At 65.6% G+C, this 21,625-nt stretch carries 22 protein-coding genes and 1 pseudogene; 17 read left to right on the top strand and 6 right to left on the bottom strand.

Going from position 1 to position 21,625, the window contains the following annotated elements; all coding sequences use genetic code 11:
- Position 1 precedes the first annotated feature (1 nt).
- The 3 genes from PT015_RS18780 to PT015_RS18770 all read left to right on the top strand — a co-directional run bounded on the left by PT015_RS18780 (position 2) and on the right by PT015_RS18770 (position 2,844).
- Complete coding sequence (locus PT015_RS18780; protein WP_285186439.1) at positions 2-823, top strand: ATP-binding cassette domain-containing protein; 822 nt, start codon at positions 2-4, stop codon at positions 821-823.
- Positions 813-1,640: an ABC transporter permease gene (locus tag PT015_RS18775; protein WP_285186438.1), complete on the top strand. Its 828-nt coding sequence runs from the start codon at positions 813-815 to the stop codon at positions 1,638-1,640. The genes PT015_RS18780 and PT015_RS18775 overlap by 11 nt, the downstream gene beginning before the upstream one ends.
- A gap of 211 nt (positions 1,641-1,851) precedes the next feature.
- Positions 1,852-2,844 carry an esterase family protein gene (locus PT015_RS18770; RefSeq protein WP_285186437.1) on the top strand — a complete coding sequence of 331 codons (993 nt, stop codon included), beginning with the start codon at positions 1,852-1,854 and terminating at the stop codon, positions 2,842-2,844.
- A gap of 94 nt (positions 2,845-2,938) precedes the next feature.
- Here the strand turns inward: PT015_RS18770 and PT015_RS18765 are convergent, their stop codons facing one another.
- From PT015_RS18765 to PT015_RS18750, 4 genes are all read right to left on the bottom strand, one after another.
- Positions 2,939-3,640, bottom strand: a complete 702-nt coding sequence (locus tag PT015_RS18765; RefSeq protein ID WP_285186436.1) for a YoaK family protein — start codon at positions 3,638-3,640, stop codon at positions 2,939-2,941.
- Between the two features lie 67 nt (positions 3,641-3,707).
- Entirely contained in the window at positions 3,708-5,015 is a 1,308-nt protein-coding gene (locus PT015_RS18760) for a maltokinase N-terminal cap-like domain-containing protein (protein WP_285186434.1), read from the bottom strand.
- Positions 5,012-6,787: a maltose alpha-D-glucosyltransferase gene (gene treS / locus PT015_RS18755; protein ID WP_285186433.1), complete on the bottom strand. Its 1,776-nt coding sequence runs from the start codon at positions 6,785-6,787 to the stop codon at positions 5,012-5,014. The genes PT015_RS18760 and treS overlap by 4 nt, the downstream gene beginning before the upstream one ends.
- Before the next feature lie 93 nt (positions 6,788-6,880).
- Positions 6,881-7,909 carry a S1C family serine protease gene (locus PT015_RS18750; RefSeq protein WP_285186432.1) on the bottom strand — a complete coding sequence of 343 codons (1,029 nt, stop codon included), beginning with the start codon at positions 7,907-7,909 and terminating at the stop codon, positions 6,881-6,883.
- Positions 7,910-8,064: 155 nt separating this feature from the next.
- On the opposite strand from PT015_RS18750, the gene PT015_RS18745 reads away from it, so the two are divergent.
- The 4 genes from PT015_RS18745 (at position 8,065) to PT015_RS18730 (ending at position 11,295) form a co-directional block, all read left to right on the top strand.
- The gene (locus PT015_RS18745) at positions 8,065-8,826 is read left to right on the top strand and encodes an SDR family NAD(P)-dependent oxidoreductase (RefSeq protein ID WP_285186431.1); all 762 of its coding nucleotides are present in this window, start codon (positions 8,065-8,067) and stop codon (positions 8,824-8,826) included.
- Between the two features lie 110 nt (positions 8,827-8,936).
- A complete protein-coding gene (locus PT015_RS18740) occupies positions 8,937-9,344 on the top strand; it encodes a TIGR03668 family PPOX class F420-dependent oxidoreductase (protein ID WP_285186430.1) in 408 nt (135 codons plus the stop codon).
- 214 nt (positions 9,345-9,558) lie between these two features.
- Positions 9,559-10,314, top strand: a complete 756-nt coding sequence (locus tag PT015_RS18735; RefSeq protein ID WP_390887858.1) for a L,D-transpeptidase — start codon at positions 9,559-9,561, stop codon at positions 10,312-10,314.
- Between the two features lie 39 nt (positions 10,315-10,353).
- Positions 10,354-11,295, top strand: coding sequence for an NADP-dependent oxidoreductase (locus PT015_RS18730; RefSeq protein WP_285186429.1), 942 nt, complete (start codon positions 10,354-10,356; stop codon positions 11,293-11,295).
- A gap of 12 nt (positions 11,296-11,307) precedes the next feature.
- Here the strand turns inward: PT015_RS18730 and PT015_RS18725 are convergent, their stop codons facing one another.
- The gene (locus PT015_RS18725; RefSeq protein WP_285186428.1) at positions 11,308-12,537 is read right to left on the bottom strand and encodes a cytochrome P450; all 1,230 of its coding nucleotides are present in this window, start codon (positions 12,535-12,537) and stop codon (positions 11,308-11,310) included.
- Between the two features lie 44 nt (positions 12,538-12,581).
- Here PT015_RS18725 and PT015_RS18720 point away from each other — a divergent pair, with 44 nt between their 5' ends.
- Genes PT015_RS18720 through PT015_RS18710 form a run of 3 tightly spaced genes read left to right on the top strand, consistent with a single transcriptional unit; the run spans position 12,582 to position 14,789 of the window.
- Entirely contained in the window at positions 12,582-13,352 is a 771-nt protein-coding gene (locus PT015_RS18720; protein ID WP_285186426.1) for an SDR family NAD(P)-dependent oxidoreductase, read from the top strand.
- A gap of 52 nt (positions 13,353-13,404) precedes the next feature.
- The gene (locus tag PT015_RS18715) at positions 13,405-14,502 is read left to right on the top strand and encodes an NtaA/DmoA family FMN-dependent monooxygenase (protein ID WP_285186425.1); all 1,098 of its coding nucleotides are present in this window, start codon (positions 13,405-13,407) and stop codon (positions 14,500-14,502) included.
- A 14-nt stretch (positions 14,503-14,516) separates the two neighbouring features.
- Positions 14,517-14,789 (top strand): hypothetical protein, encoded by a 273-nt coding sequence (locus tag PT015_RS18710; protein ID WP_285186424.1) that lies wholly within the window; start codon positions 14,517-14,519, stop codon positions 14,787-14,789.
- 24 nt (positions 14,790-14,813) lie between these two features.
- Here the strand turns inward: PT015_RS18710 and PT015_RS18705 are convergent, their stop codons facing one another.
- Positions 14,814-15,377 (bottom strand): nuclear transport factor 2 family protein, encoded by a 564-nt coding sequence (locus tag PT015_RS18705; protein ID WP_285186422.1) that lies wholly within the window; start codon positions 15,375-15,377, stop codon positions 14,814-14,816.
- A gap of 121 nt (positions 15,378-15,498) precedes the next feature.
- Here PT015_RS18705 and PT015_RS18700 point away from each other — a divergent pair, with 121 nt between their 5' ends.
- The 7 genes and pseudogenes from PT015_RS18700 to PT015_RS18670 all read left to right on the top strand — a co-directional run bounded on the left by PT015_RS18700 (position 15,499) and on the right by PT015_RS18670 (position 21,623).
- Positions 15,499-16,140 carry a TetR/AcrR family transcriptional regulator gene (locus tag PT015_RS18700; RefSeq protein WP_285191174.1) on the top strand — a complete coding sequence of 214 codons (642 nt, stop codon included), beginning with the start codon at positions 15,499-15,501 and terminating at the stop codon, positions 16,138-16,140.
- A complete protein-coding gene (locus PT015_RS18695) occupies positions 16,140-16,730 on the top strand; it encodes a TetR/AcrR family transcriptional regulator (protein WP_285186420.1) in 591 nt (196 codons plus the stop codon). The genes PT015_RS18700 and PT015_RS18695 overlap by 1 nt, the downstream gene beginning before the upstream one ends.
- Before the next feature lie 89 nt (positions 16,731-16,819).
- Entirely contained in the window at positions 16,820-17,656 is an 837-nt protein-coding gene (locus tag PT015_RS18690; RefSeq protein ID WP_285186418.1) for a TauD/TfdA dioxygenase family protein, read from the top strand.
- A 127-nt stretch (positions 17,657-17,783) separates the two neighbouring features.
- Positions 17,784-18,527: an SDR family NAD(P)-dependent oxidoreductase gene (locus PT015_RS18685; protein ID WP_285191173.1), complete on the top strand. Its 744-nt coding sequence runs from the start codon at positions 17,784-17,786 to the stop codon at positions 18,525-18,527.
- A gap of 142 nt (positions 18,528-18,669) precedes the next feature.
- Positions 18,670-20,028 (top strand): cytochrome P450, encoded by a 1,359-nt coding sequence (locus PT015_RS18680; protein ID WP_285186416.1) that lies wholly within the window; start codon positions 18,670-18,672, stop codon positions 20,026-20,028.
- Positions 20,029-20,061: 33 nt separating this feature from the next.
- Positions 20,062-20,924: pseudogene (locus tag PT015_RS18675) on the top strand (SDR family NAD(P)-dependent oxidoreductase).
- Between the two features lie 42 nt (positions 20,925-20,966).
- Complete coding sequence (locus PT015_RS18670; protein ID WP_285186415.1) at positions 20,967-21,623, top strand: O-methyltransferase; 657 nt, start codon at positions 20,967-20,969, stop codon at positions 21,621-21,623.
- The last annotated feature ends 2 nt before the right edge of the window (positions 21,624-21,625 follow it).

Raw genomic sequence — 21,625 nt, 5'->3', positions numbered from 1 at the left:
CATGAGCAGAGCACTACCGATGGCGGTCGACGCCCGCAACCTCACCTACCGCTACGGGCAGTTCACCGCCGTCGACGACGTCACGTTGCAGGTCCGTCCCGGCGAGACGATGGGCCTGCTCGGGCCCAACGGTGCCGGCAAGACCACCGTGGTCCGAATGCTGACCACGCTGACACCGGTGCAGCACGGCGAACTGCGCGTCTTCGGTCTCGACGCGCGCCACCAGACAACCGACATCCGCAGCAATATCGGCTATGTGCCGCAACAGCTTTCGATTGAGCCCGCGCTGACGGGCCGACAGAACGTCGCCTGGTTCGCGCGGCTGTACGGGGTGCCGCGCGCGCAGCGCTCGCACCGCGTGGACGAGGCGCTGGACGCGATGGAATTACTCGACGTCGCTGGTCGGCCGGCGGGTACCTACTCCGGCGGCATGGTGCGCCGACTGGAAGTGGCGCAGGCCTTGGTCAACCGTCCCTCGCTGCTGGTGCTCGACGAACCGACGGTGGGACTGGACCCGATAGCTCGCGACCGGGTCTGGAGCCATGTGCTGAACATGCAGAACCAGTACGGCATGACCGTGCTACTGACCACGCACTACATGGAGGAAGCCGACGCGTTGTGCGATCGGGTGGCGCTGATGCACCACGGCACGCTGCGCGCCGTCGGAACCCCGGCGAAGCTGAAGTCGACGGTGTCGGCGTGCGCGACTTTAGAGGACGTGTTCCGGCACTACACCGCTTCGGGCCTGTCCGAGCAAGGTGAAGCCGCGGGCTCGTTCCGCGAAATCCGTTCCAGCAGAAAGGTTGCCAGCCGTGCCGGTTGATACCGCCGTCCAGCCCGCTCCCCGCGCGCTGGTGCGGGCGCCACACGGGTGGCAGCGCGTGCCCGCGACATTCGGTCGCGTCGGCGCCTTCGCGGTCGTGGAGATGCAGAAGTTGCGCCACGACCGCACCGAACTTGTCACGCGGATGGTGCAACCGGCGTTGTGGCTGTTGATCTTCGGCACCACGTTCTCGAAGCTGCACGTGATCGACACCGGTTCGGTGTCGTACCTGGCATTCCTCGCACCGGGCATCATCGCCCAGTCGGCGCTGTTCATCTCGATTTTCTATGGCATCCAGATCATCTGGGACCGCGACGCGGGGATTCTGGCCAAGTTGACGGTCACGCCGGCGCCGGCATCGGCCTTGATCTCCGGCAAGGCGTTTGCGGCGGGCGTGCGGTCGGTGGCCCAGGTGGTCGGCGTGCTGGCGCTCGCCTACCTGATGGGTATCGGGGTGACGGTCAACCCGTTGCGCATCCTGGCGGCGATGGCGGTGGTGATGCTGGGGTCGGCGTTCTTCGCCTGCCTGTCGATGACGCTGGCCGGACTGGTGCGCAGCCGCGACCGGCTGATGGGTATCGGCCAGGCCATCACGATGCCGCTGTTCTTCGCGTCCAACGCGCTGTACCCGGTCGACGTGATGCCCGGATGGCTGCACGCGCTCAGCACGGTGAACCCGCTGAGCTACGAGGTCCACGCGTTGCGGGCACTGCTGATCGGCACCGCGTTCAACCCGTTGGACGTGGTGGTCCTGGTGGTGGCGGCGGTCCTCGGAATCGCCACGGCATCAACGCTTTTGCGTCGCCTCCTCACCTAGGTCACGACAGCGTAACGCCCCCTGCTCAAATGCTTTGAGCAGGGGGCGTTTTCGTTTCGTTATCCACGGGAGACACTCGCGACCCAATCGTTAGCGAACCGCGATCCCCCATCCCGCCGCGAGTGACACGCTTGTAGTTACTGGCGTGTTTGACTGCCACAGACAGCTATTCGACCGCCTTATGCGGCAGATGAAAGTTGGGATAGGAGCTATGAAGTTCGCAGAGAAGTTCCGGAGCGCGGTGGGTACGGTCCCGCGCCGACTGGCAATCGCGACCATCGGGGCAGCACTGCTGGCCGGCCTGGTCGGTGCTATCGGAGGCTCGGCGACCGTGGGGGCGTTCTCCAAGCAGGGTCTGCCGGTCGAGTATTTGAATGTGCCCTCCGCGGCGATGGGCCGCAACATCAAGGTGCAGTTCCAGGGCGGCGGGCCGCACGCGGTCTATCTGCTCGACGGGCTGCGCGCCCAGGAAGACTTCAACGGCTGGGACATCAACACTCCCGCCTTCGAGGAGTACTACCAGTCCGGCCTGTCGGTGATCATGCCGGTCGGCGGGCAGTCCAGTTTCTACAGCGACTGGTATCAGCCGGCGTGCGGTAAGTCGGGTTGCCAGACCTACAAGTGGGAGACGTTCGTCACCCGCGAACTGCCCACCTACCTGCAGGCCAACCGAGGCATCTCGCCGAACGGCAATGCGGCCGTGGGGCTTTCGATGTCGGGTGGCTCGGCGCTGATCCTGGCCGCGTACTACCCGCAGCAGTTCTCCTACGCGGCGTCGCTGTCCGGCTTCCTGAACCCCTCCGAGGGATGGTGGCCGACGCTGATCGGCCTAGCCATGGGCGATGCGGGCGGCTACAACGCGACCAACATGTGGGGTCCGACCAGCGACCCGGCTTGGAAGCGCAACGACGCGATGGTTCAGATCCCCCGCCTGGTGCAGAACAACACCCGGCTCTGGATCTACTGCGGCAACGGCACCCCGAACGACCTGGGCGGCAACAGCATGCCGGCCAAGTTCCTCGAGCAGTTCACGCTGCGCACCAACGAGCAGTGGCGCGACAACTACGCCGCCGCGGGTGGTCGCAACGGCACGTTCAACTTCCCGCCCAACGGCACGCATGACTGGGGTTACTGGAACCAGCAACTGGTCGCCATGAAGCCCGACATTCAGCGGACCCTGAGCGGTGGCCCGAACGCCACCTGATAGACCCCTTCACACACATCGGCCGCAGCGCTTCCCCCAGGCGCTGCGGCCGATGTTCTTTGTGCTTAGCGAGATTCCAAATCCGGGCGGTCCGCTAGTTGTTCAGCAGGGCGCGGCGGTCCTGATGGAAGTAGGTGTAACCGGTCGCCAGCGTGCAGACCCCGGACGCGAAGACCAGCATTCCGGTGCCGTTGACGAACAGGCTCATCACGCCACCGATGGTTGCGCCGGCGATGAAGCTGCCCCACAGCAGGAAATAGCCGAACCAGTCGGCCAGACTTCCGCCGGCGAGGTGGCGCTCGATGCCCTGGCCCATCTTGACCAGCGTGCCGGTCACGTAGCTCAGTGGCACCGACACCTCGCCGTCTTTGACGAATGACGTGTTCAGAGCGCCAATTCCGAAGGTCAGCAGCATGATCGGCGGAAAGTCGAGCTGACTCTCCGACCAGCCCTCGTCGAACACGTCGACGACCGTGGCCGCCAACAGGCTGAAGGTGGCCAGCATCGCCGGGCCGTGCGGGTGCGCCACCCAAAAATGCCGTCGGCACACCGACGCGACCACCACCCCGGCGACGAAACTCAGCAGCAGCAGCCCGGCCGTCACCGACAGAACCACGTCGTCCCGGAAGTAACCGAGGACGGCGCGCTGGGCGTTGCCGGTCATGAACGTCACAAAGTATCCGGCGGAGTGAGTGAAGGCGGTCGCTCCCAGCACACCGGCCAGTACGGCCAGCAGATATGCGAGGCGGGCCTCACTGTCGAACGTCTCACGAAGGTCGAGCGTCGCGCGGGGCATGAAACTATGGTTCCATCGGAACCGCACGATGTGCAGATCAGGCGCCATGTTTCAGGCGAGACTCAGATCAGTCTGCTACAAAACGGCCGATCGACCGGAGTGGGATGGGTAACCAACCGGGCCGGTGCCGAGACTCGTAGCCGGCTTCATAGACCGCTTTGTCGAGTTCGTAGGCCCCCAGAATCAGAGCGGAATCGCGCGGATCCACCCCGGATGCCGCCGCGTAGCCGTCGCAGAACGCGGTTCGGTTGCGCTGCACCCATTCTCGGGCGCGCGCGGCCAACTGCTTGTCAGCGGACTGGTCGACAAGCGGACCGTAGGCGGCGTACTCGAACGACCGCAGCACACCGGCCACATCCCGTAGCGGGGAGTCCGGCGCACGGCGCTCGGCCAAGGGCTGGCCCGGCTCACCTTCGAAGTCGATCAGCAGCCAGGACTCCGGCGTGCGTAGCACCTGCCCAAGGTGCAGGTCACCGTGCACCCGCTGCACGGTGAGGGTCTGCCCTGCCAGCTTCTGAAAGCGCTGTTCGATCGCGGCAACGTACTGCCCGAGATCGGGCACTGCCGCGGCCGCCGACGACAGCCGGGCCAGCACGGTGTCGACCGGGAACGGCGCCTGAGACGTGCCGAGCGCTTCGGCCAGACCGGCGTGCACCGATGCGACGGCCTCGCCCAGCCGATACGACTCGCCCGCGAAGTCGCCGCCGACCTCGTAGGCGTACAGGTCGCCCTCGGCGAACAGGTCGCGAACGCTGGCGGTCGCCATCGCCCAGCCCTCGGCGGCGTTGCCCTCGTACTCGGTCGCCATGCCCAGCGGGGTGTCCTCGTCGGCCTGCTCATAGCTGCCCAAAAGCCTTGCCACATGTGGGTTTCCGGCCCTGCCGAGCACTCGGTTGAGCTCGATGTCGGGGTTGATGCCCGGGCTCACGCGACGGAACACCTTCACGATGGCGTCACGGTCGAAGATCACGCTGGTGTTGCTCTGCTCGGCGTCCGACACCCGCGGATAGGCGTTCAGCGGCAGGCTCACGCCCGGTTCCTTGCCGAACGACACGTTCCCGCGGGTGGCCGACAAGTCGAGCAGCGACAGCAGGAACGCCGCCGAATCCGGGTCGTACAGTGCGTCGAAACCGACCCGATCGCCGTCGGCGCCGATCGTGGCGACGGTGCTGAACTCCGAGGGCGGCTCGGAATCCCACCCGACGATCACCTGGTACCGCTCGGACGAGCCGTCCTTATAGCTGACGTCGACGAGGGTGAGGTCCAGACTTTCGCGCAGCTCCACCACCAAACTTGGCTCGGCGGTGTCCAATTCGCGACCGCGGCCCGCGTACCAGCGCTGCTGTGGAAGCCATTCCGCCCACGGCAGATTCATCGCGACTCCTCGGACCCGCACAACTGGAACCAGTAGAACCCGTGCCCCGGCAGCGTCAGCAGGTACGGCAGGTGGCCGATTCGCGGAAACTCAACGTGCCCGGTGAGTTCGATTGGTGTGTGCCCGCTCCAATGTTGCAGGTTGAGCTCCAGAGGCTGGGGAAAACGCGACAAGTTGTTGACGCAGAGCACGGTGTCGCCGTCGTCGGGCGCCTGTCGCAGGAAGGCCAGCACCGATGGGTTGGAGCCGCCGAGCTCCTCGAAGCTGCCGATCGCGAAGGCGTCGTGGCGGCGGCGCACAGCGAGCATCATCCGGGTGAAGTTGAGCAGCGACGTCGAGGTGTCGCGCTGCGCCTCGACGTTGACGGCCTGGTAGCCGTAGACCGAGTCCTGGCTGGCCGGCAGGTACAGCCTGCCGGGGTTGGCCTTGGAGAAGCCCGCGTTGCGGTCGGGGGTCCACTGCATCGGCGTGCGTACGCCGTCGCGGTCACCGAGCCAGATCACGTCGCCCATCCCGATCTCGTCGCCGTAGTAGAGCACCGGCGAACCGGGCAGCGACAGCAACAGCCCGGTGAACAGTTCGATCTGGTTGCGGTCGTTCTCCAGCAGCGGCGCCAGGCGGCGACGGATCCCGACGTTCGCCTTCATCCGTGGATCCTTGGCGTACTCGGAGTACATGTAGTCCCGGTCTTCGTCGGAGACCATCTCCAGCGTCAACTCGTCGTGGTTGCGCAGGAAGATTCCCCATTGCGCCATATCTGGTATCTCCGGCGTCTGCCCCAGGATCTCCGAGATCGGGAACCGCGACTCGCGCCGCACCGCCATGAAAATCCTTGGCATCAACGGGAAGTGGAACGCCATGTGGCATTCGTCGCCGCCCGTGCTGGGGTCACCGAAATATTCGACGACGTCGGCCGGCCACTGGTTGGCCTCGGCCAGCAGCACCCGGCCCGGGAATTCGTCGTCGACCACCTTGCGGCAGCGCTTGAGGAACGCGTGCGTCTCGGGCAGGTTCTCGCAGTTGGTGCCCTCGCGCTCGAACAGGTACGGCACGGCGTCCAGACGGAAGCCGTCGATCCCGAGGTCGAGCCAGAAGCGCAGCACGTCGATCATCGCTTCCTGCACGGCCGGGTTGTCGTAGTTCAAGTCGGGCTGATGGGAGAAGAAGCGGTGCCAGTAGAACTGCTTACGCACCGGATCGAAGGTCCAGTTCGACTCTTCGGTGTCGATGAAGATGATGCGCGCGTCAGTGTATTTCTCACTGGTGTCGCTCCACACGTAGAAGTCGCCGTAGGGGCCGTCCGGGTCGTTGCGGGATTCCTGGAACCACGGGTGCGAGTCCGAGGTGTGGTTCATCACCAGGTCGGTGATGACGCGGATGCCGCGCTCGTGGGCCGCGTCGAGCAGCGCGACGAAGTCCTCGACGGTGCCGAACTCGGGCAGCACCTTGTAGAAGTCGCGGATGTCGTAGCCGCCGTCGCGCAGCGGCGAGTCGTAGAACGGCGGCAGCCAGATGCAGTCGATGCCGAGCCACTGCAAATAGTCCAGCCGCTGCAGCAGCCCACGCAGGTCGCCGGAGCCGTCCGCGTCGGCGTCCAGGAACGCGCGAACCAGGACCTCGTAGAAGACCGCGTGCTTGAACCAGGTTGGGTCGGCGGGCAGCGACTTGGCCTCGGTGAACTCGTCGGCGCTGGGATGTTCGACCACGCCGCCTTCGACGTGGCTACCTTCCGCGGGGTCGTGCTCGGACGTGTGTTCTGTGTCCCTGGTCAAGTCCACGACCTTACACGTACCCGGGGTGCGGCATCGAAAACCTTATGCGCCAAACGAATTGAGCGCTGCTGGCCGAGCCGCGGCGTTAGGGCATCAGCCCGGCGGGCCGTCGCCCAGCGTCACGTCGATCGCGCGGCCCTGCAGTCCCACGCTGACGTGATCGCCCGGGTGGTGCTGGTCGAGAATGTTCGTCAGCGCGGTGGCCGAGTTGACCGGCTGTCCGTTGATTGCGTTGATCACGTCGCCGGGGTTGAGACCGGCGCCCGCGGCAGGGCCGGACGGAATCACCTGACGGACGATCGCGCCGCCGCCGCCCGGGGCGTCGTTGACACCGACGCCGAGGAACGCGGTCGGCCCGATGTGCACAGTCGGCGACGAGGCGCCGGACCGGATCTGCCCGGCGATGGCCATCGCTTGGTTGATCGGGATCGCGAAGCCCTGGCCGCGGCCGAGGTGGAAGTTCTGCGACGCGGCGGTGTTCATGCCGATCACCTGGTTGGCGGAGTTGACCGTCGGGCCGCCCGAGTCGCCGGGGCGGATGTTCGCGTCGATCTGGATCAGCCCGACCAGGGTTTCGGTGCTGCCGGTCAGGGCGTCATTGGCCGACACCGTCTGATTCAGCGCGGCGACCCGCCCCTCCTCCACACTCGGCGCCCCGCCGACACCACCGGCGTTACCCAGCGAGACGACCGGTTCGCCGACGCTGACCGAGTCCGAGTTGCCGATGTTGGCCACCGGCAGACCGCCGCCCGCCAGCTGCAGGACCGCGATGTCGTGTTGGCGGTCGAACCCGATCACGGTGGCGGGGAAAACCTGGCCGTTGGCGATCGAGCGCGCTGTCAGGTCGGTCGCGCCGGCGACGACGTGGTTGTTGGTCAGGATGACGCTCGGGTCGATGACGATGCCGGTGCCGGCGCCGATCGCGCTTTGGAAGCCCAGCTTGGCGTCGATATCGACGATCTGGGGTCCGACCACCGAGGTCGCCGATGCGGCGTCGCGCGGAAGGGGCGGCATGACGGGGGCCGCGTTCGCGGGCACCGTGGCGAATGCCAGTCCCGTCGCTGCCAACAGACTGAGCACGCTCAACGACCTCCGCGGTGTGCGGCGGTGCGATCCGCTCATCCCGTTACCTCCTGCATGAGTTCCAGCCCGATTGACCAGCGATGCCGTTCATCTAACCGTAGCCTGCCCCGGCTGATCGGGCATATCGACGTGTTGCGGTATCAAGCCTCGGGCGCGATCAGGCCCAAAAGTTGCTAGACGGTAGCTTCTTGCGCATGAGCGTTCTGGACTCTTTCCGACTCGACGACAAAGTGGTGGTCGTGACCGGCGCCTCGTCCGGGTTGGGCGTTGCGTTCGCGCAGGCGTTCGCCGAGGCCGGCGCCAACGTCGTACTGGGGGCCCGCCGGGTCGAGCGACTGGCCGACACCGCGGCCCTGGTCGAGGCCGCCGGCCGCAAGGCCCTGACGGTCGGCACCGACGTGAGCGTGCCGGAGCAGGGTCAGGCGCTGGTCGACTCCGCGATGGAGGCTTTCGGGCGGGTCGACGTGTTGATCAACAACGCCGGGGTCGGCACCGCCGTGCCCGCGACCCGCGAGACACCCGAACAGTTTCGCTCGGTGATCGATGTCAATCTCAACGGGTCCTACTGGTTGGCGCAGGCCTGCGGCCGCGTCATGAAGCCGGGCAGTTCGATCATCAACATCGCCAGCATTCTCGGCATCACCACCGCGGGACTGCCGCAGGCCGCCTACAGCGCGAGCAAGGCGGCGGTCATCGGACTCACCCGCGACTTGGCCCAGCAATGGGGCTCCCGCAAGGGAATTCGGGTCAACGCGCTCGCTCCGGGCTTCTTCAAGACCGAGATGACTGACGAGTACCCGCCCGAATACCTGGACAGCCAGGCACATCGACTGGTGCTCGGCCGACTCGGCGACGACCGCGAACTCGCCGCCACCGGCGTCTGGTTGGCGTCGCCGGCCGGCGGCTACGTCACCGGGCAGACGATCGTCGTCGACGGCGGGCTCAGCATCAACTAGGCATGGCCGAGCCACGCCGAGATCGAGATCGACCTTTCGCAGCAGAAGTACGAGTGCAGGCCTGCAGAACGTCGTTCTCGCGCTGATCAGGCCCGGCTAGTCTCGGCCTCATGGCCGACTTCGACGCCGAGGCTCGATTCGCCCGATCACCGGTGTCCCGGCTGGCCACGGCCGGACCGGACGGTCGCCCGCACCTGGTGCCGGTGGTCTTCGCCGTGCACGAACAGGTGGTGTACACCGCGATCGACGCCAAACCCAAGAGCACGCAACGGCTTCGACGGCTGTCCAATATCGAGCACAATCCACAGGTGAGTCTGCTCGTCGATCACTACGACGAGGATTGGGCCCAGCTGTGGTGGGTGCGGGCCGACGGTGTCGCCGCGATCCATTACGACGGCGACCCGGCGCGAAAGGGGCGCGACCTCCTACGGGCGAAATATGCCCAGTATCAATCGGTTTCGCTCGACGGGCCGGTGATCGCCGTCGCCGTGCAGCGCTGGAGCAGCTGGCACGGCTGAGAGCCGTCTCGACGCTTGCCAACGCACGCGCAGCGGCCGCGGCCACATCACCGTCGATGCCCGCAAATACCCGGCCTAACAGGGCATATCGCCTGTAACATGGACAGCAATTTGCGACGTTCGCAACTTATGTTCCCTTTGCTGAAAGGAACATAGGGCATATTAGAGAGACGGAATGCGAGCGGGGCTCGCATCGTCTCGGAGGGTGGGCACCGTGCGTAGATCGATTCGTATGGGCTGGCTCGCGGCCGCAACCGCCGCGCTGACCATGGTGGCGTCAGCCGCACCGGGTGTGGCGGCGATAGCGCCACCCGGCCCGGCCCCCGCCGTCGCCTCGATCCAACCGGCCGGTGGCGCCGTGGTCGGCGTGGCCCACCCGGTGATCATCACCTTCAACGGCCCGGTCGCCGATCGCGCGGCAGTCGAACGGTCGATCACGGTCACCGCGCCCAACCACATGGCGGGGCAACTCGATTGGCCGGAACCGAATGTCGTCGAATGGAAGCCGAACGGTTACTGGCCCGCGCACAGCCACATCGGCGTCTCGGTGCACGCGCTGTCGACGGGATTCGAGACCGGCGACGAAGTGGTTGGCACCGCAAGCATTTCCGCGCACACCTTCACGGTCACCCAGAACGGCGAGGTGCTGCGCACGATGCCAGCGTCGATGGGCAAGCCCAGCCGCCCGACACCGATCGGAAATTTCTCTGCGCTGTCGAAAGAGCGCACGGTCGTGATGGATTCGCGCACCATCGGCATCCCACTCGAGTCGTCCGACGGGTACAAGATCACCGCGCAATACGGAGTCCGGGTCACCTGGGGTGGGGTCTACGTGCACTCGGCGCCGTGGTCGGTGGACTCGCAGGGCTACGCGAACGTCAGCCACGGCTGCATCAACCTCAGCCCGGACAATGCCGCGTGGTATTTCGACACGGTGCACATCGGCGACCCGATCAACGTGGTCGCCTGATGCCGGAATAGTTCCGCGCAGGGCCTCGTTGGCGCAGGAATGCCAACGACACAAACCCGCGCAGTCCGATTCGACAACTACGGCGGTCCTGACGTCCTCTATGTCGCGGACGTCGACAGGCCGACACCCGGTGCGGGAGAGGTGCTCGTAGAGGTGCGCGCCGCCGGTATCAACCCCGGTGAGGCGGGTATCCGTAGCGGGGCCCTACACGAGCAGTTCCCCGCCACCTTCCCATCTGGCGAGGGCAGCGACCTCGCCGGCATCGTTATCGAGATCGGCAAAGGTGTAAGCGATTTCGCGGTCGGCGACAAGGTACTCGGATTCAGCCACCGGCGATCGAGCCACGCCACCCACGCAACCGTCTCCGCCGATCAGCTGATCCGCAAACCGGACGAATTGAGTTGGGAGACAGCAGGTTCCCTGTACGTCGTGGGTGCCACGGCCTACGCCGCGGTTCGGGCCGTGCAGCCCAAGCGCGGAGACACGGTGGCGGTGTCCGCCGCGGCCGGCGGGGTCGGAAGCATCGTCGTGCAGCTGCTGACCCAACTCGGTGTACGGGTGTTGGGCATCGCGTCGTCGAGCAACGCGGAATGGTTGCGTTCGCACGGTGTCGAGCCGATCGAATACGGCGACGGCTTGGCCGACCGCATACGGCAGGCGGCGCCCGATGGCCTGGACGCCTTCATCGACCTGTTCGGCCCCGACTATGTCCAACTGGCTGTCGACCTCGGCGTGCCGGTCGAGCGAATCAACACGATCATCTCGTTCGCGAAGGCCGCCGAAGTGGGGGCAAAGACCGAAGGCAGCGCCGAGGCGTCGACCGCGGCCGTCCTACAGGAAGTCGCCGACCTGATCGTCTCGGGAGCGGTGGAGTTCGACGTGGCGAGGACGTACCCGTTGGACCGGGTCGTCGACGCGTTCACCGAACTCGAGCGGCGCCACACCCACGGCAAGATCGTCCTGCTCCCGCAGGCGCTGTAGGCAGAAAAGTGGCTAGCTGAGTTGGGCCGGCATGGTGTCCCACCCGCGCACGGTGGAGGTGCGTGAGCGGCGGGCGTTGTCGAGGTCGATGTGCCATTCGGGGAAGCGTTTGAGGACTTCTTCGAGGGCGACGCGGCCTTCGAGTCGGGCCAGTGGTGCGCCGACGCAGAAGTGGGCGCCGCGACCGAAGGTCAGGTGCCCGCCAGGTTTGCGTCGGATGTCGAAGCAGTCGGGGTCAGTGAAGTGGCGTTCGTCGCGGTTGGCTGACGCCAGCATCATCAACAGCGCGCTGCCCGCGGGAATGACCTGATCGTGGAAAGTGACGTCGTCGGTGGCGACGTAGCGGGCCACGTGCGGCCCGGGAGGTTCGTAGCGCAGCAGTTCTTCGATAGCGCCGGGAATGAGCGTGGGGTCGGCGGCGAGTTCTTTGCGCTGATCTGGGTGTTCGGCCAGAACCTTGCCCATCCAGCCGAACAAACGCCCCGTTGTTTCCACGCCGGCACCGGCGACCACGGCGAGAAAGACGATGAGTTCTTGTTTGGTCAGCTTGCGGTGGGTGCCCGTTTCGTCGTCGAATTCGACGTTGAGCAGCTCGGTGATGAGGTCATCGGAGGGGTTTTTCTCCCGCCATTCGACGTACTCGCCGAACATCTCGCCGGTGAAGTAGTGATCTTTTTTGATCGCCATCGGTTTACCGGGCTCGTTGCGCAGCACCTGGTTGGCGTGCGCGCGCACGGCGGGTTGTTCGGCGTCGGGGATGCCGGCGAGCATTCCGATGGTGCGCATGGGAAGTTCGGCGCCGAGGTCGACGACGAAGTCGAAGTGCTCGCCGCCGACCAGCGGGTCAAGGCAGGCGACGCAGAATGCGCGGATCTTGTCTTCGATGGCCCGCATCTTCTTCGGGGTGAAGGCCCGCGACACGATCGCGCGGTGGATGGTGTGCAGCGGCGGGTCCTCGTTGATGAAGATCCCTGGTGGCATCACGGGGTCAGTCATCACGACTTCGAGGATGTCGCCTTTGGCGGAGCTGAGCCTGGCGGTGTCTTTGAGGGCGGCATCGACATCGACATAGCGGCTGACGCCCCAAAAGTCGTGCCGCTCGTTGTAATACACCGGGGCCTCGTCGCGAAGCCGACGATAGGTCGGGTAGGGGTCACGATCGATGTCGATATCCCACGGGTCGTAGTACACGTCGTCGCTCAAGACACCCTCCTCATCGCTGGCTGTACGACCATATAGCATCTGCTGTACGATCGCACAGTCGCTGTCGACGGAAGGCTGGTTGGGTGAACGATCGCTTCTCTTTGGACGGACGCGTTGCCGTAATAACCGTCGGTGGCACCGGGATTGGCCGGGGATCGGCTCTGGTACTCGCCGAGCACGGTGCTGATGTCGTGCTCGCCGGGCGACGCCCAGATCCCCTGGAATCCACGGCCAAGGAAGCTCAGGCGCTGGGGCGGCGGGCGTTGGCGGTGTCGACTGATGTCACGACGGCAGATGCCTGCCAAAGCCTGGTGGAGGCGGCGCTGCGGGAATTCGGCCGGCTCGACATTCTGGTGAACTGCGCCGGCGGGGCCGAGACGAAGTCGATTCTGAAGTGGCCCGATGACGACTTCGAGAAGACGCTGGCGCTCAATTTCGGTGCGGTGTGGCATCTCTCGCGTGCCGCGGCGGAGCCGATGCTCGCCCAGGGTAAGGGCGCCATCGTCAACATTTCCTCGGGCGCGAGTCTGTTGGCGATGCCGCAAGCCGCGCCCTATGGTGCGGCGAAAGCGGCGGTGAACAACCTGACGGGTTCGATGGCCGCGGCGTGGAGCCGCAAAGGAGTCCGGGTCAACGCGATCGCGGTCGGGGCAGTTCGGGCGGCTACCCTGACCGACGACGCGGCCCGCTACGGCCTAGATCCTGAGGCGATCGCGATGACCAACGGCATCGGTCGTCTCGGCGAGCCTGACGAGATCGGCTACGGCGTGCTGTTTTTCGCCTCCGACGCATCCAGTTTCTGCTCCGGGCAGACGCTGTACATGCACGGCGCCCCCGGCCCGGCCGGCGTCTGACGCGCTCAATCGGTCACAGATTCAGTCCTTCGATGAATGCAGGAGATGCGGCGTGAGCGGTGCACGGCACAACCGGTTGATCGTGACGTTGTTGGTGATGAGCGCGATCGGCCACAACTTTCACGGAATCTGGCGCCACCCCCGTTCCCGCAACCGGGAGTACGCCTCGTTGGACCTGTGGGTCGAGCTGGCCAAGAAGGCCGAAGCCGCCAAGATCGACGCCTTCTTCTTCACCGACCTGCTCGGGATTCAAGGCGAATTCAACGGCTCCCGCGACGTCATCTTCGAACAGGCCATGAACGTTCCCATCGCCGATTGCAGCATGCTGTTACCGGCGCTGGCACACCAAACCAGCGACATCGGCTTGATGTACACCAGCTCGGTAATCCAGCATCACCCATTTGTGTTCGCGCGCATGGCATCCACGCTGGATCAGCTCAGCGGCGGGCGGGTCGGATGGAACATCGTCACCTCCGCCAACGAACGCGCGTTCCGCAATCTCGGCCTACCCGGCAATCTGTCCCACGAACAGCGCTACGCCTGGGCCGAGGAATACGTCGACGTGATGTACAAGCTGTGGGAGGGATCCTGGGACGTCGACGCCATCACCGAGGACCCCGACCGAGGTCGTTACGCCAATCCCACCAAAGTGCACGACATCAACCACGTCGGTGAGCGCTACCAGGTAGAGGGCTTCAACCTGATGGCCCCCTCACCGCAGCGGGTTCCCATCCTGGCCCAGGCGGGCGGGTCGGCGGCCGGTCTGGAGTTCGCCAGCCGCCACGCCGAGCTGATGTTCCTGTCGGCGGCGACCCCAGAGGCGATCGCCGCTCAGGTCGGCACAGTGCGCGGCATCGTCCGCCAGCACGGTCGCCGTGACGACGACATCAAGTTTCTGCTCGGCATGATGGTGATCGTCGGCTCCACCGACGAAGAGGCCCAACGCAAATGGCGCGACCTCGAAGAGTTCCGCAGCCCTGAAGCCCAGACCGCCTACTTCTCCAGCCTCAGCGGCCTGGACCTCGGCCTCTACGACCCGGCGACACCCTGGAAGACCTGGTCGACCACATCCCCGGCATCCGCGGCGCGTTCAACGCCCTCATTAACGCCTGGGCGGCCGGGGCCAAACCGACCGTGCACGACTTCTTAACGTCGTTGCCGCGCATGCAAACCCTGGCCGGCACCCCGGAACGCATCGCCGATCGCCTGCTGGAGTTGCAGGCCGCCGGCGTGGACGGGGTACAGATCATGAACGCCCTCATGCCCGAGACCTACGACGAATTCTTCGACCACGTGGTGCCCGTGCTGCAGGACAAGGGCATCATGCAACGCGAGTACCGGCCAGGAACGTTGCGCCAGAAGCTCTTCGACACCGACGAGGCCCACATCAGCCCGCGCCACCCGGCGTTCGCCTACCGCGGCATGTACACCCAGTAAGCCGCCGCCCGACCGGGGGTAGGGCTACCAGCGGGCCGGGTCGGGTGCCTGCATCGTCAGCGGCCGCGCATAAGACAGATCTGCGCGATCCCGGGTGCCCACCAAGTAACCCTGGGCTTTGAAGAACTTCGACTGCAACACACGGGCATCAGCGACGAACATGCCCTCGACCGTGGAGCGGCGCAACGCGATCCGCCACTGCCCGCCACGGCGCTCCAACCGATCCAGATACCGCCCGGTGATGAACTGCGCGCTCGCCCCGTCAGACCCGACAAGCACCACCAGCACGTAGCTTTCGGCGTGCGCGGTATCGCCGTCGATCTCACACGAATGGGTGGTGATGTTGTGGGTGTGCACGAGCGATGTTTCGGCATGAGTCTTGTTGGCCCACAAACCGTAATCCGGTCCGGAGTTGACGACAGCACCGTGCTCGTCGACCCCGTCATCGTGGTAGGCCGCGCCGATCAGGTCGACATCGTGGCGGTCACAGCCCCGGGCGTGGCGCGCGACGCAGTCCAAGATCGCGGTGCGGTCCAGTAGATACTGCACATCGCGACGCAACGCATCCAGATCGGGGTCGGCCGACATAAGGTCTCCTGGGGATCACGGCGCCGCGCGTACACCACCGCGGCGCGCCACTCCCATGCGACACTATACGAATGTACAGCAGTTGGCGAGTGCGAAAATGGGCGTAACTCGAACCAGTGAGGTGGCCGTGGCTGCAACACCCCGTCGCGTCGGCGCGGAGACATCCAAGACCCGCGACGCGCTGCTGGACTGCGTCGAAACGATGATGCTCGACGAGGGCTACGCCAGCGTGACCTATCGGGCTCTGGCGACCAAGGCCGATGTCACCCCCAGCCTGGTGCAGTACTACTTCCCGACACTCGATGACATCTTCCTGGCCGCGATCCAGCGTTACGCCGAGCGCAACTCCGCGGTGTTGAGCTCAGCGCTCGAGGCGCGCAGCGAGGATCCGTTGCATGCGTTGTGGGACTTCAGCTGGGATGAGGCCACCGGCGCACTGATGACCGAATTCATGGCGCTGGGCAATCACCGCAAATCCATCCAGTCCGCGATCGCGGAGGTCACCAACCAGGTCCGCGCCGTCGAGATCGCCGCCCTGGCACGCAAATTCGGTAAGGGTGCACAGCTGCCCGGGGAATTGTCGCTGGGGGCGGTCGCCCTGCTGGTCACCGGTATCCCGAAGTTTCTGAACCTCGAAGGCGGGATCGGGGTCGATGGATCGCACCGCGAGGTGATCAAAGCCATCGAGAACTACCTCGACTCCATCGAAACCCGGTCGGTACGCCGCAAGCGCGCCCCGGCACGGTCACGCCGCCGGGCCTGATGGCGCCCACCGGCCGCGCCGGCGCGCGCCGCACCCAGAAGCGCGACGCGATCCTGGCAGCCGCCGAACAACTCCTGCTCGAGCAGGGCCACGCGGCCATGACATTTCGCAGCATCGCCGCCGCCGCCGACGTGGCTCCGGGCCTGGTGCAGTACTACTTCCCGTCGGTCGAGGACCTGCTCGCCACGGTCCTGCGGCGCTCCACCGACCGCATCGTCGCCGACCTCGGCGACGCCACCCGCTCACCACACCCCCTGCGCGCCGTCTGGGCCTATGCCAACGATCAACGCGGCTCGGCCCTGTTGCTGGAATTCCTCGCCTTGGCCAACCACCGCCCGCAGCTACGCGCGGTCCTCGGCGAAGGAGGCGAACGGGTCCGCCAGGCCCTGCTGGCCTCGGTGACCGCGCACTGGGAACCCCACAACCGTGACCGCTCCGGGGTCCCGGCGGCCGCGGCGCTGTTCTTGCTGGTGTGGATCCCGCGGATGATCATGCTCGAAGAATCACTGGGCACCCAGACCGGCCACGCCGAAACCCTGACGCTCGTGCAGCGTTTCCTCGACAACGTCGAACCCCTCGACAACCCCTGACCCCGACCAACCCCATCACCGGCCCGCTGGGCTGTACGCACGTATAGTATTGTTTGTACAAATCACCAAACGCACGGTTGGAGTCCGCCATGATCGGCACCGCGCGCGCACTCACCGACTCGGTCGGTATCGAGATCACCGGATGTCACCCCGGGCAACTGCTCACCCGCGGCGCGGCCGAGGACACCCATGCCGCCCTGGAGCGCTACGGCGTAGTGATCTACCGGGAGCTGCACATCGACGACGACGACCTGTTGGCCTTCAGCCGCCTGCTGGGCACGGTGGTCACCCAGCCGACCGGCGAGCACCGACATCCCGAAATCCAAACCATCACCATGGATCCCAGCAAAACCAATGCCCTGCTCGCGTCGTATCGACAGGGCAACTTTCACTGGCACATCGACGGCGCGACCCAATCGATACCGCAGAAGGCGACACTGCTCTCTGCGCGCGAAGTCGACCCCGCCGGTGGTGACACCGAATTCGCCAGCACCTACGCCGCTTACGACGCGCTCAGCTCCGCCGAACGCGACGAACTCGACGGTCTGCGGGTCTTGCACAGCTTCGCCGCAGCCCAGGCGCTGGCCAACCCGGACGCCACCGCAGACGAGCGCGCCACCTGGGACCGCGTCCCTACCCAAATCCACCCCCTGATCTGGACACGGCGCAACGGCCGCAAATCCATGCTGCTCGGGGCCACGGCGCAGGAGATCATCGACTGGCCCACATCGCGAGGGCGCGCCCTGCTCGACAAGCTCGTCGAGTTCTCGACCCAGCCGCAGTTCACCTTGCGCCAGCACTGGCACAAAGGCGACCTCGTCATCTGGGACAACACCGCAATGCTGCACCGCGCCTTACCTTTTGAACCCACCTCGGTCCGACTCCTGCACCGCACCACGCTCGCCGGCGAAGAGGCCGTCGCCTGAGGGGAGCCCGCACCACGGCCCATCGGCCACGGGTATATCACCGTGGCCGTGACCTCCGCCACCAAGTGTGCTATACAGACGTACAGACAATGTTGTACGAGTGTATGAGGAGCCTCAGGTGGCAGCGGTGGATCGGGTCGCGGTAGTCACCGGCGGGGGATCGGGAATCGGACTGGCCATTGCCACCCAACTGGCCCACGCCGGGCGCAGTGTCGCCATCATCGACATCGACGGTGAAGCCGCCGAGAAAGCCGCCGCCCAGCTGCAGGCAGACGGCGCCTTCGGCGTCGCGGTGCAAGCCGATGTCTCCGACCCCGTCTCGGTGGTACGCGGATTCCGCGCGGTGCGCGAGGCGTTAGGGCCGGTGGAAATCCTGGTGACCAGCGCCGCGATCGCCGGGTTCACCGCATTCCGCAAGATCACCTTCGAGGAGTGGAACCGCTACCTCGCGATCAACCTCACCGGCACCTTCCTGTGTCTGCAGGAAGCGTTGGCGGACATGGCGGCCGCGAAATGGGGCCGCATCGTCACGATCTCCTCGGCGGCCGGGCAGAAAGGTGCTGTCGGACAAGGTCATTATGCGGCCACCAAAGGCGGTGTCATCGCATTGACCAAAACAGTGGCCCAGGAATACGCGCCGCTGGGCATCGCGATCAACACCGTGCCGCCGTTCGTCATCGACTCCCCGATGTTGCGCGCCCAGCAAGAGGCCAAGAAACTTCCGCCTGCCGAGGTGTTGACCCGGGCCATTCCCGCGGGGCGACTCGGCACCGGTGAAGACGTCGCCGCTCTGGTGACCTTCCTGTGCTCGGACGAGTCGAGTTACGTCACCGGCCAGGTCATCGGTGTCAACGGCGGCGCAGTCCTCTAGTTACACCAGTCCGTCACCGACCCGGGGATGCGTCGCGTTCCCTGTCAGCCTGATCTCATGAAGGGAACCGTGCTGTGACGCATCGAACACTCAGCGCCCACACCCGGACGCGGGTTACCCGCACCGACCACCGCAGCCGCCGATGAGTACCCCTCCTTCGCAAGCGAATTCGCGTCCGAGCTACCACTTCGATCGGCACACGCCGCAGTACCGCGACCAATTCCTCGACATCACCCGCGAGTTGCAGCAGCGGTGCCCGATCGCATGGAGCGACACTTACGGCGGGCACTGGGTCGCCGCCGGCAGCCAGGAAGTCTTCGAACTGGCGCGCTGCCCGCACGTCTCCAACGATCACGACGTGCGCGGCGAACGGCGCGGCTACAAAGGCATCTCGATCCCCACCATGATCGAGGCCGAAAATTTTCGCGGCGGCATGCTGGAGATGGACGACCCCGAGCACCGCCAGTACCGCTCCGCGCTCAACCCCTACCTGTCCCCGGCGGCGGTCAAACGCTGGGAACCCTTCGTCGACGAGATCGTACGGGCATGCCTGGATGATTACATCGAGGGCGGTCACATCGATTTCGTCGACGACCTGGCCAACATCGTCCCCGCCGTACTCACCCTGGCCATGCTCGGAGTTCCGCTGTCACAGTGGCAGATGTACAACGAGCCCGCCCACGCCTCGGTCTACACCCCGCCCGACTCACCCGACGCCGCCCGAGTGCGCGAGCTCTACATGGCCATGGGCATCGACCTGTGGACCAACCTCACCGAAATCCGTGCCCATCCGCGCCCCGGCATCATCGACGCGCTCGCCACACTGCGCATCGACGGCCAACCCGCACCCGACATCGAACTGATCGGCATGCTCAACCTGCTGATCGGCGGCGGATTCGACACCACCACCGCCTTGACCGCGCACGCCCTGGAATGGCTCGCCGACCACCCCCACGAACGCGACCGGCTCAGCCGCGACCGCGACACCCTGCTCAATCCAGCCACCGAAGAATTCCTGCGCTACTTCACCCCCGCACCCGGAGACGCACGCACCATCTCCGAAGACATGCACCTCGGCGACACCCCGCTCAAAGAAGGCGAACGGCTCTGGCTGTCCTGGGCCATGGCCAACCGCGACCCCGCCACCTTCGACGACCCCGACACCATGATCCTGGACCGAAAAGCCAACCGCCACTTCAGCTTCGGACTCGGTATTCACCGCTGCATCGGCTCCAACGTCGCCCGCACCGTGTTCAAATCCATGCTCACCGCCGTCCTGGACCGCCTACCCGACTACCGATGCGACCCCGCCGGCACCGTGCACTACGACACCATCGGCGTCATCCAAGGCATGCGTCACCTACCGGCCGACTTCACACCCGGACCACGGCTCGGACCAGGTGTTGACGAAACCGTGGACAAACTGCAACAGATCTGCGACACCCAGGGACTCGCCCGCCCCATCACCGAATTCAAAGACACCGCCGTCATCCACCCCTGACCCCGCCCGCCCCCACACACAGGAGAGGCACCCATGCCCGATCACGACCGCATCGCCGTCGTCACCGGCGCCAGCCGAGGCGCCGGAGCAGGAATCGCCCGCGCCCTGGGCAGCCACGGCTACACCGTCTACGTCACCGGCCGCACCCAAACAGCAGCGGCACAGCAGCTTCGGGAACCATCGACGACACCGCCGCACAAGTCACCGCCCTCGGCGGAGTGGGCATCCCCGTCCGCGTCGACCACGCCGACGACGACCAAGTCAACGACCTGTTCGACCGCATCGCCCGCGACCACGGCAAACTCGACATCCTGGTCAATAACGCCGCCACCGTCCGCGACCAGATGATGAGCCGCACCCGATTCTGGGAAGAACCACTCACGGTGATCGACACCCTCGTCGTCGGTGTACGCAGCAGTTACGTCGCCACCGTCTACGCCGCACCCCTGATGCTGCCCCAGAACAAAGGCCTCGTCGTCTTTACCTCATCACCTGGAGCGATGCACTACATCTTCGGACCCGCCTACGGAGTCCCTAAGGCAGCCGTCGACAAGATGGCCGCCGACATGGCCGTCGACTTCCGAGACACCGGCATCGCCACAGCCTCGATCTGGATGGGGTCGCTACTCACGCAGCGGGTCCGCGACATCATCGCCGCCAACCCCGCCAAACTCGGCCACATCCTCGACGAAGCCGAAACCCCCGAATTCACCGGCCACATCATCGACCGCCTCTACCAAGACCCCGACCTAGCCGACCTCAGCGGCCAAACCCTCATCGGCGCCGAACTCGCTCGTAAGTACGGCATTAAGGACCACGAGCAGCGCCAACCGCCGTCCTGCCGAGAACTTCACGGCCTGCACCCCCACTCGCAATTCCCGTACATCATGAGATAGGGAAGTGCCCGCAAGCGTTCATTAACGCCTAGGCTGGTCGACATGGCTACTACATTGCAACAACCCGCAGTCGCCGACACCCTGCACCGGATGTACGCCGAGGCGCAGGAGCAGATGTCCACGCTGCGCGAGCGGCGTCCGAACATGTCCGCGGACGCGACCGTCAAGGAACGCGCCGACGCGATGAGCGAGTTCTACATTCCTGTCACGCCGGAGTCCGGCCGACTGCTGTACTCGCTGGTGCGGGCGACCAAACCCGCCACCATCGTCGAATTCGGTATGTCTTTTGGCATTTCGGCGCTACACCTCGCTTCGGCGGTGCGCGACAATGGTTCCGGTCGGGTGGTGACGACCGAGATCAACGAGCCCAAGATCGCTGCCGCCAAGCAGACCTTCACCGACACCGGTCTCGACGACCTGATCACCGTGCTCGAGGGCGACGCCCTGTCGACGCTCGCCGACCTGGACGGGCCGATCGAGTTCGTCCTGCTCGACGGCTGGAAAGAGCTGTACCTGCCGGTGATCAAGCTGCTGGAGCCGAAACTGTCGCCCGGTGCGCTGGTGATCGCGGACAACACCGAGAGCCCGGACACCCGGTCGTACCTGGACTACGTGCACAGCAGCGAAACCCCCTACGTGAGTTTCAATTTCGCTGTCCGGGACAGCGACAGCATGGAGCTCAGCTGCTACGCGACCTAGCG

The organism is Candidatus Mycobacterium wuenschmannii, assembly GCF_030252325.1.
Classification (GTDB): domain Bacteria; phylum Actinomycetota; class Actinomycetes; order Mycobacteriales; family Mycobacteriaceae; genus Mycobacterium; species Mycobacterium wuenschmannii.
The sequence above is the reverse complement of the archived record's forward strand: the minus strand, read 5'-3'. Positions and strand labels throughout refer to the sequence as shown.

Coding starts and splice junctions, on each gene's coding strand:
- PT015_RS18780 (WP_285186439.1), top strand. CDS start 2: ATGAGCAGAGCACTACCGATGGCGGTCGACGCCCGCAACCTCACCTAC.
- PT015_RS18770 (WP_285186437.1), top strand. CDS start 1,852: ATGAAGTTCGCAGAGAAGTTCCGGAGCGCGGTGGGTACGGTCCCGCGC.
- PT015_RS18765 (WP_285186436.1), bottom strand. CDS start 3,640: ATGCCCCGCGCGACGCTCGACCTTCGTGAGACGTTCGACAGTGAGGCC.
- PT015_RS18760 (WP_285186434.1), bottom strand. CDS start 5,015: ATGAATCTGCCGTGGGCGGAATGGCTTCCACAGCAGCGCTGGTACGCG.
- PT015_RS18750 (WP_285186432.1), bottom strand. CDS start 7,909: ATGAGCGGATCGCACCGCCGCACACCGCGGAGGTCGTTGAGCGTGCTC.
- PT015_RS18745 (WP_285186431.1), top strand. CDS start 8,065: ATGAGCGTTCTGGACTCTTTCCGACTCGACGACAAAGTGGTGGTCGTG.
- PT015_RS18740 (WP_285186430.1), top strand. CDS start 8,937: ATGGCCGACTTCGACGCCGAGGCTCGATTCGCCCGATCACCGGTGTCC.
- PT015_RS18730 (WP_285186429.1), top strand. CDS start 10,354: ATGCCAACGACACAAACCCGCGCAGTCCGATTCGACAACTACGGCGGT.
- PT015_RS18725 (WP_285186428.1), bottom strand. CDS start 12,537: ATGCTATATGGTCGTACAGCCAGCGATGAGGAGGGTGTCTTGAGCGAC.
- PT015_RS18710 (WP_285186424.1), top strand. CDS start 14,517: ATGCAAACCCTGGCCGGCACCCCGGAACGCATCGCCGATCGCCTGCTG.
- PT015_RS18705 (WP_285186422.1), bottom strand. CDS start 15,377: ATGTCGGCCGACCCCGATCTGGATGCGTTGCGTCGCGATGTGCAGTAT.
- PT015_RS18695 (WP_285186420.1), top strand. CDS start 16,140: ATGGCGCCCACCGGCCGCGCCGGCGCGCGCCGCACCCAGAAGCGCGAC.
- PT015_RS18690 (WP_285186418.1), top strand. CDS start 16,820: ATGATCGGCACCGCGCGCGCACTCACCGACTCGGTCGGTATCGAGATC.
- PT015_RS18680 (WP_285186416.1), top strand. CDS start 18,670: ATGAGTACCCCTCCTTCGCAAGCGAATTCGCGTCCGAGCTACCACTTC.
- PT015_RS18670 (WP_285186415.1), top strand. CDS start 20,967: ATGGCTACTACATTGCAACAACCCGCAGTCGCCGACACCCTGCACCGG.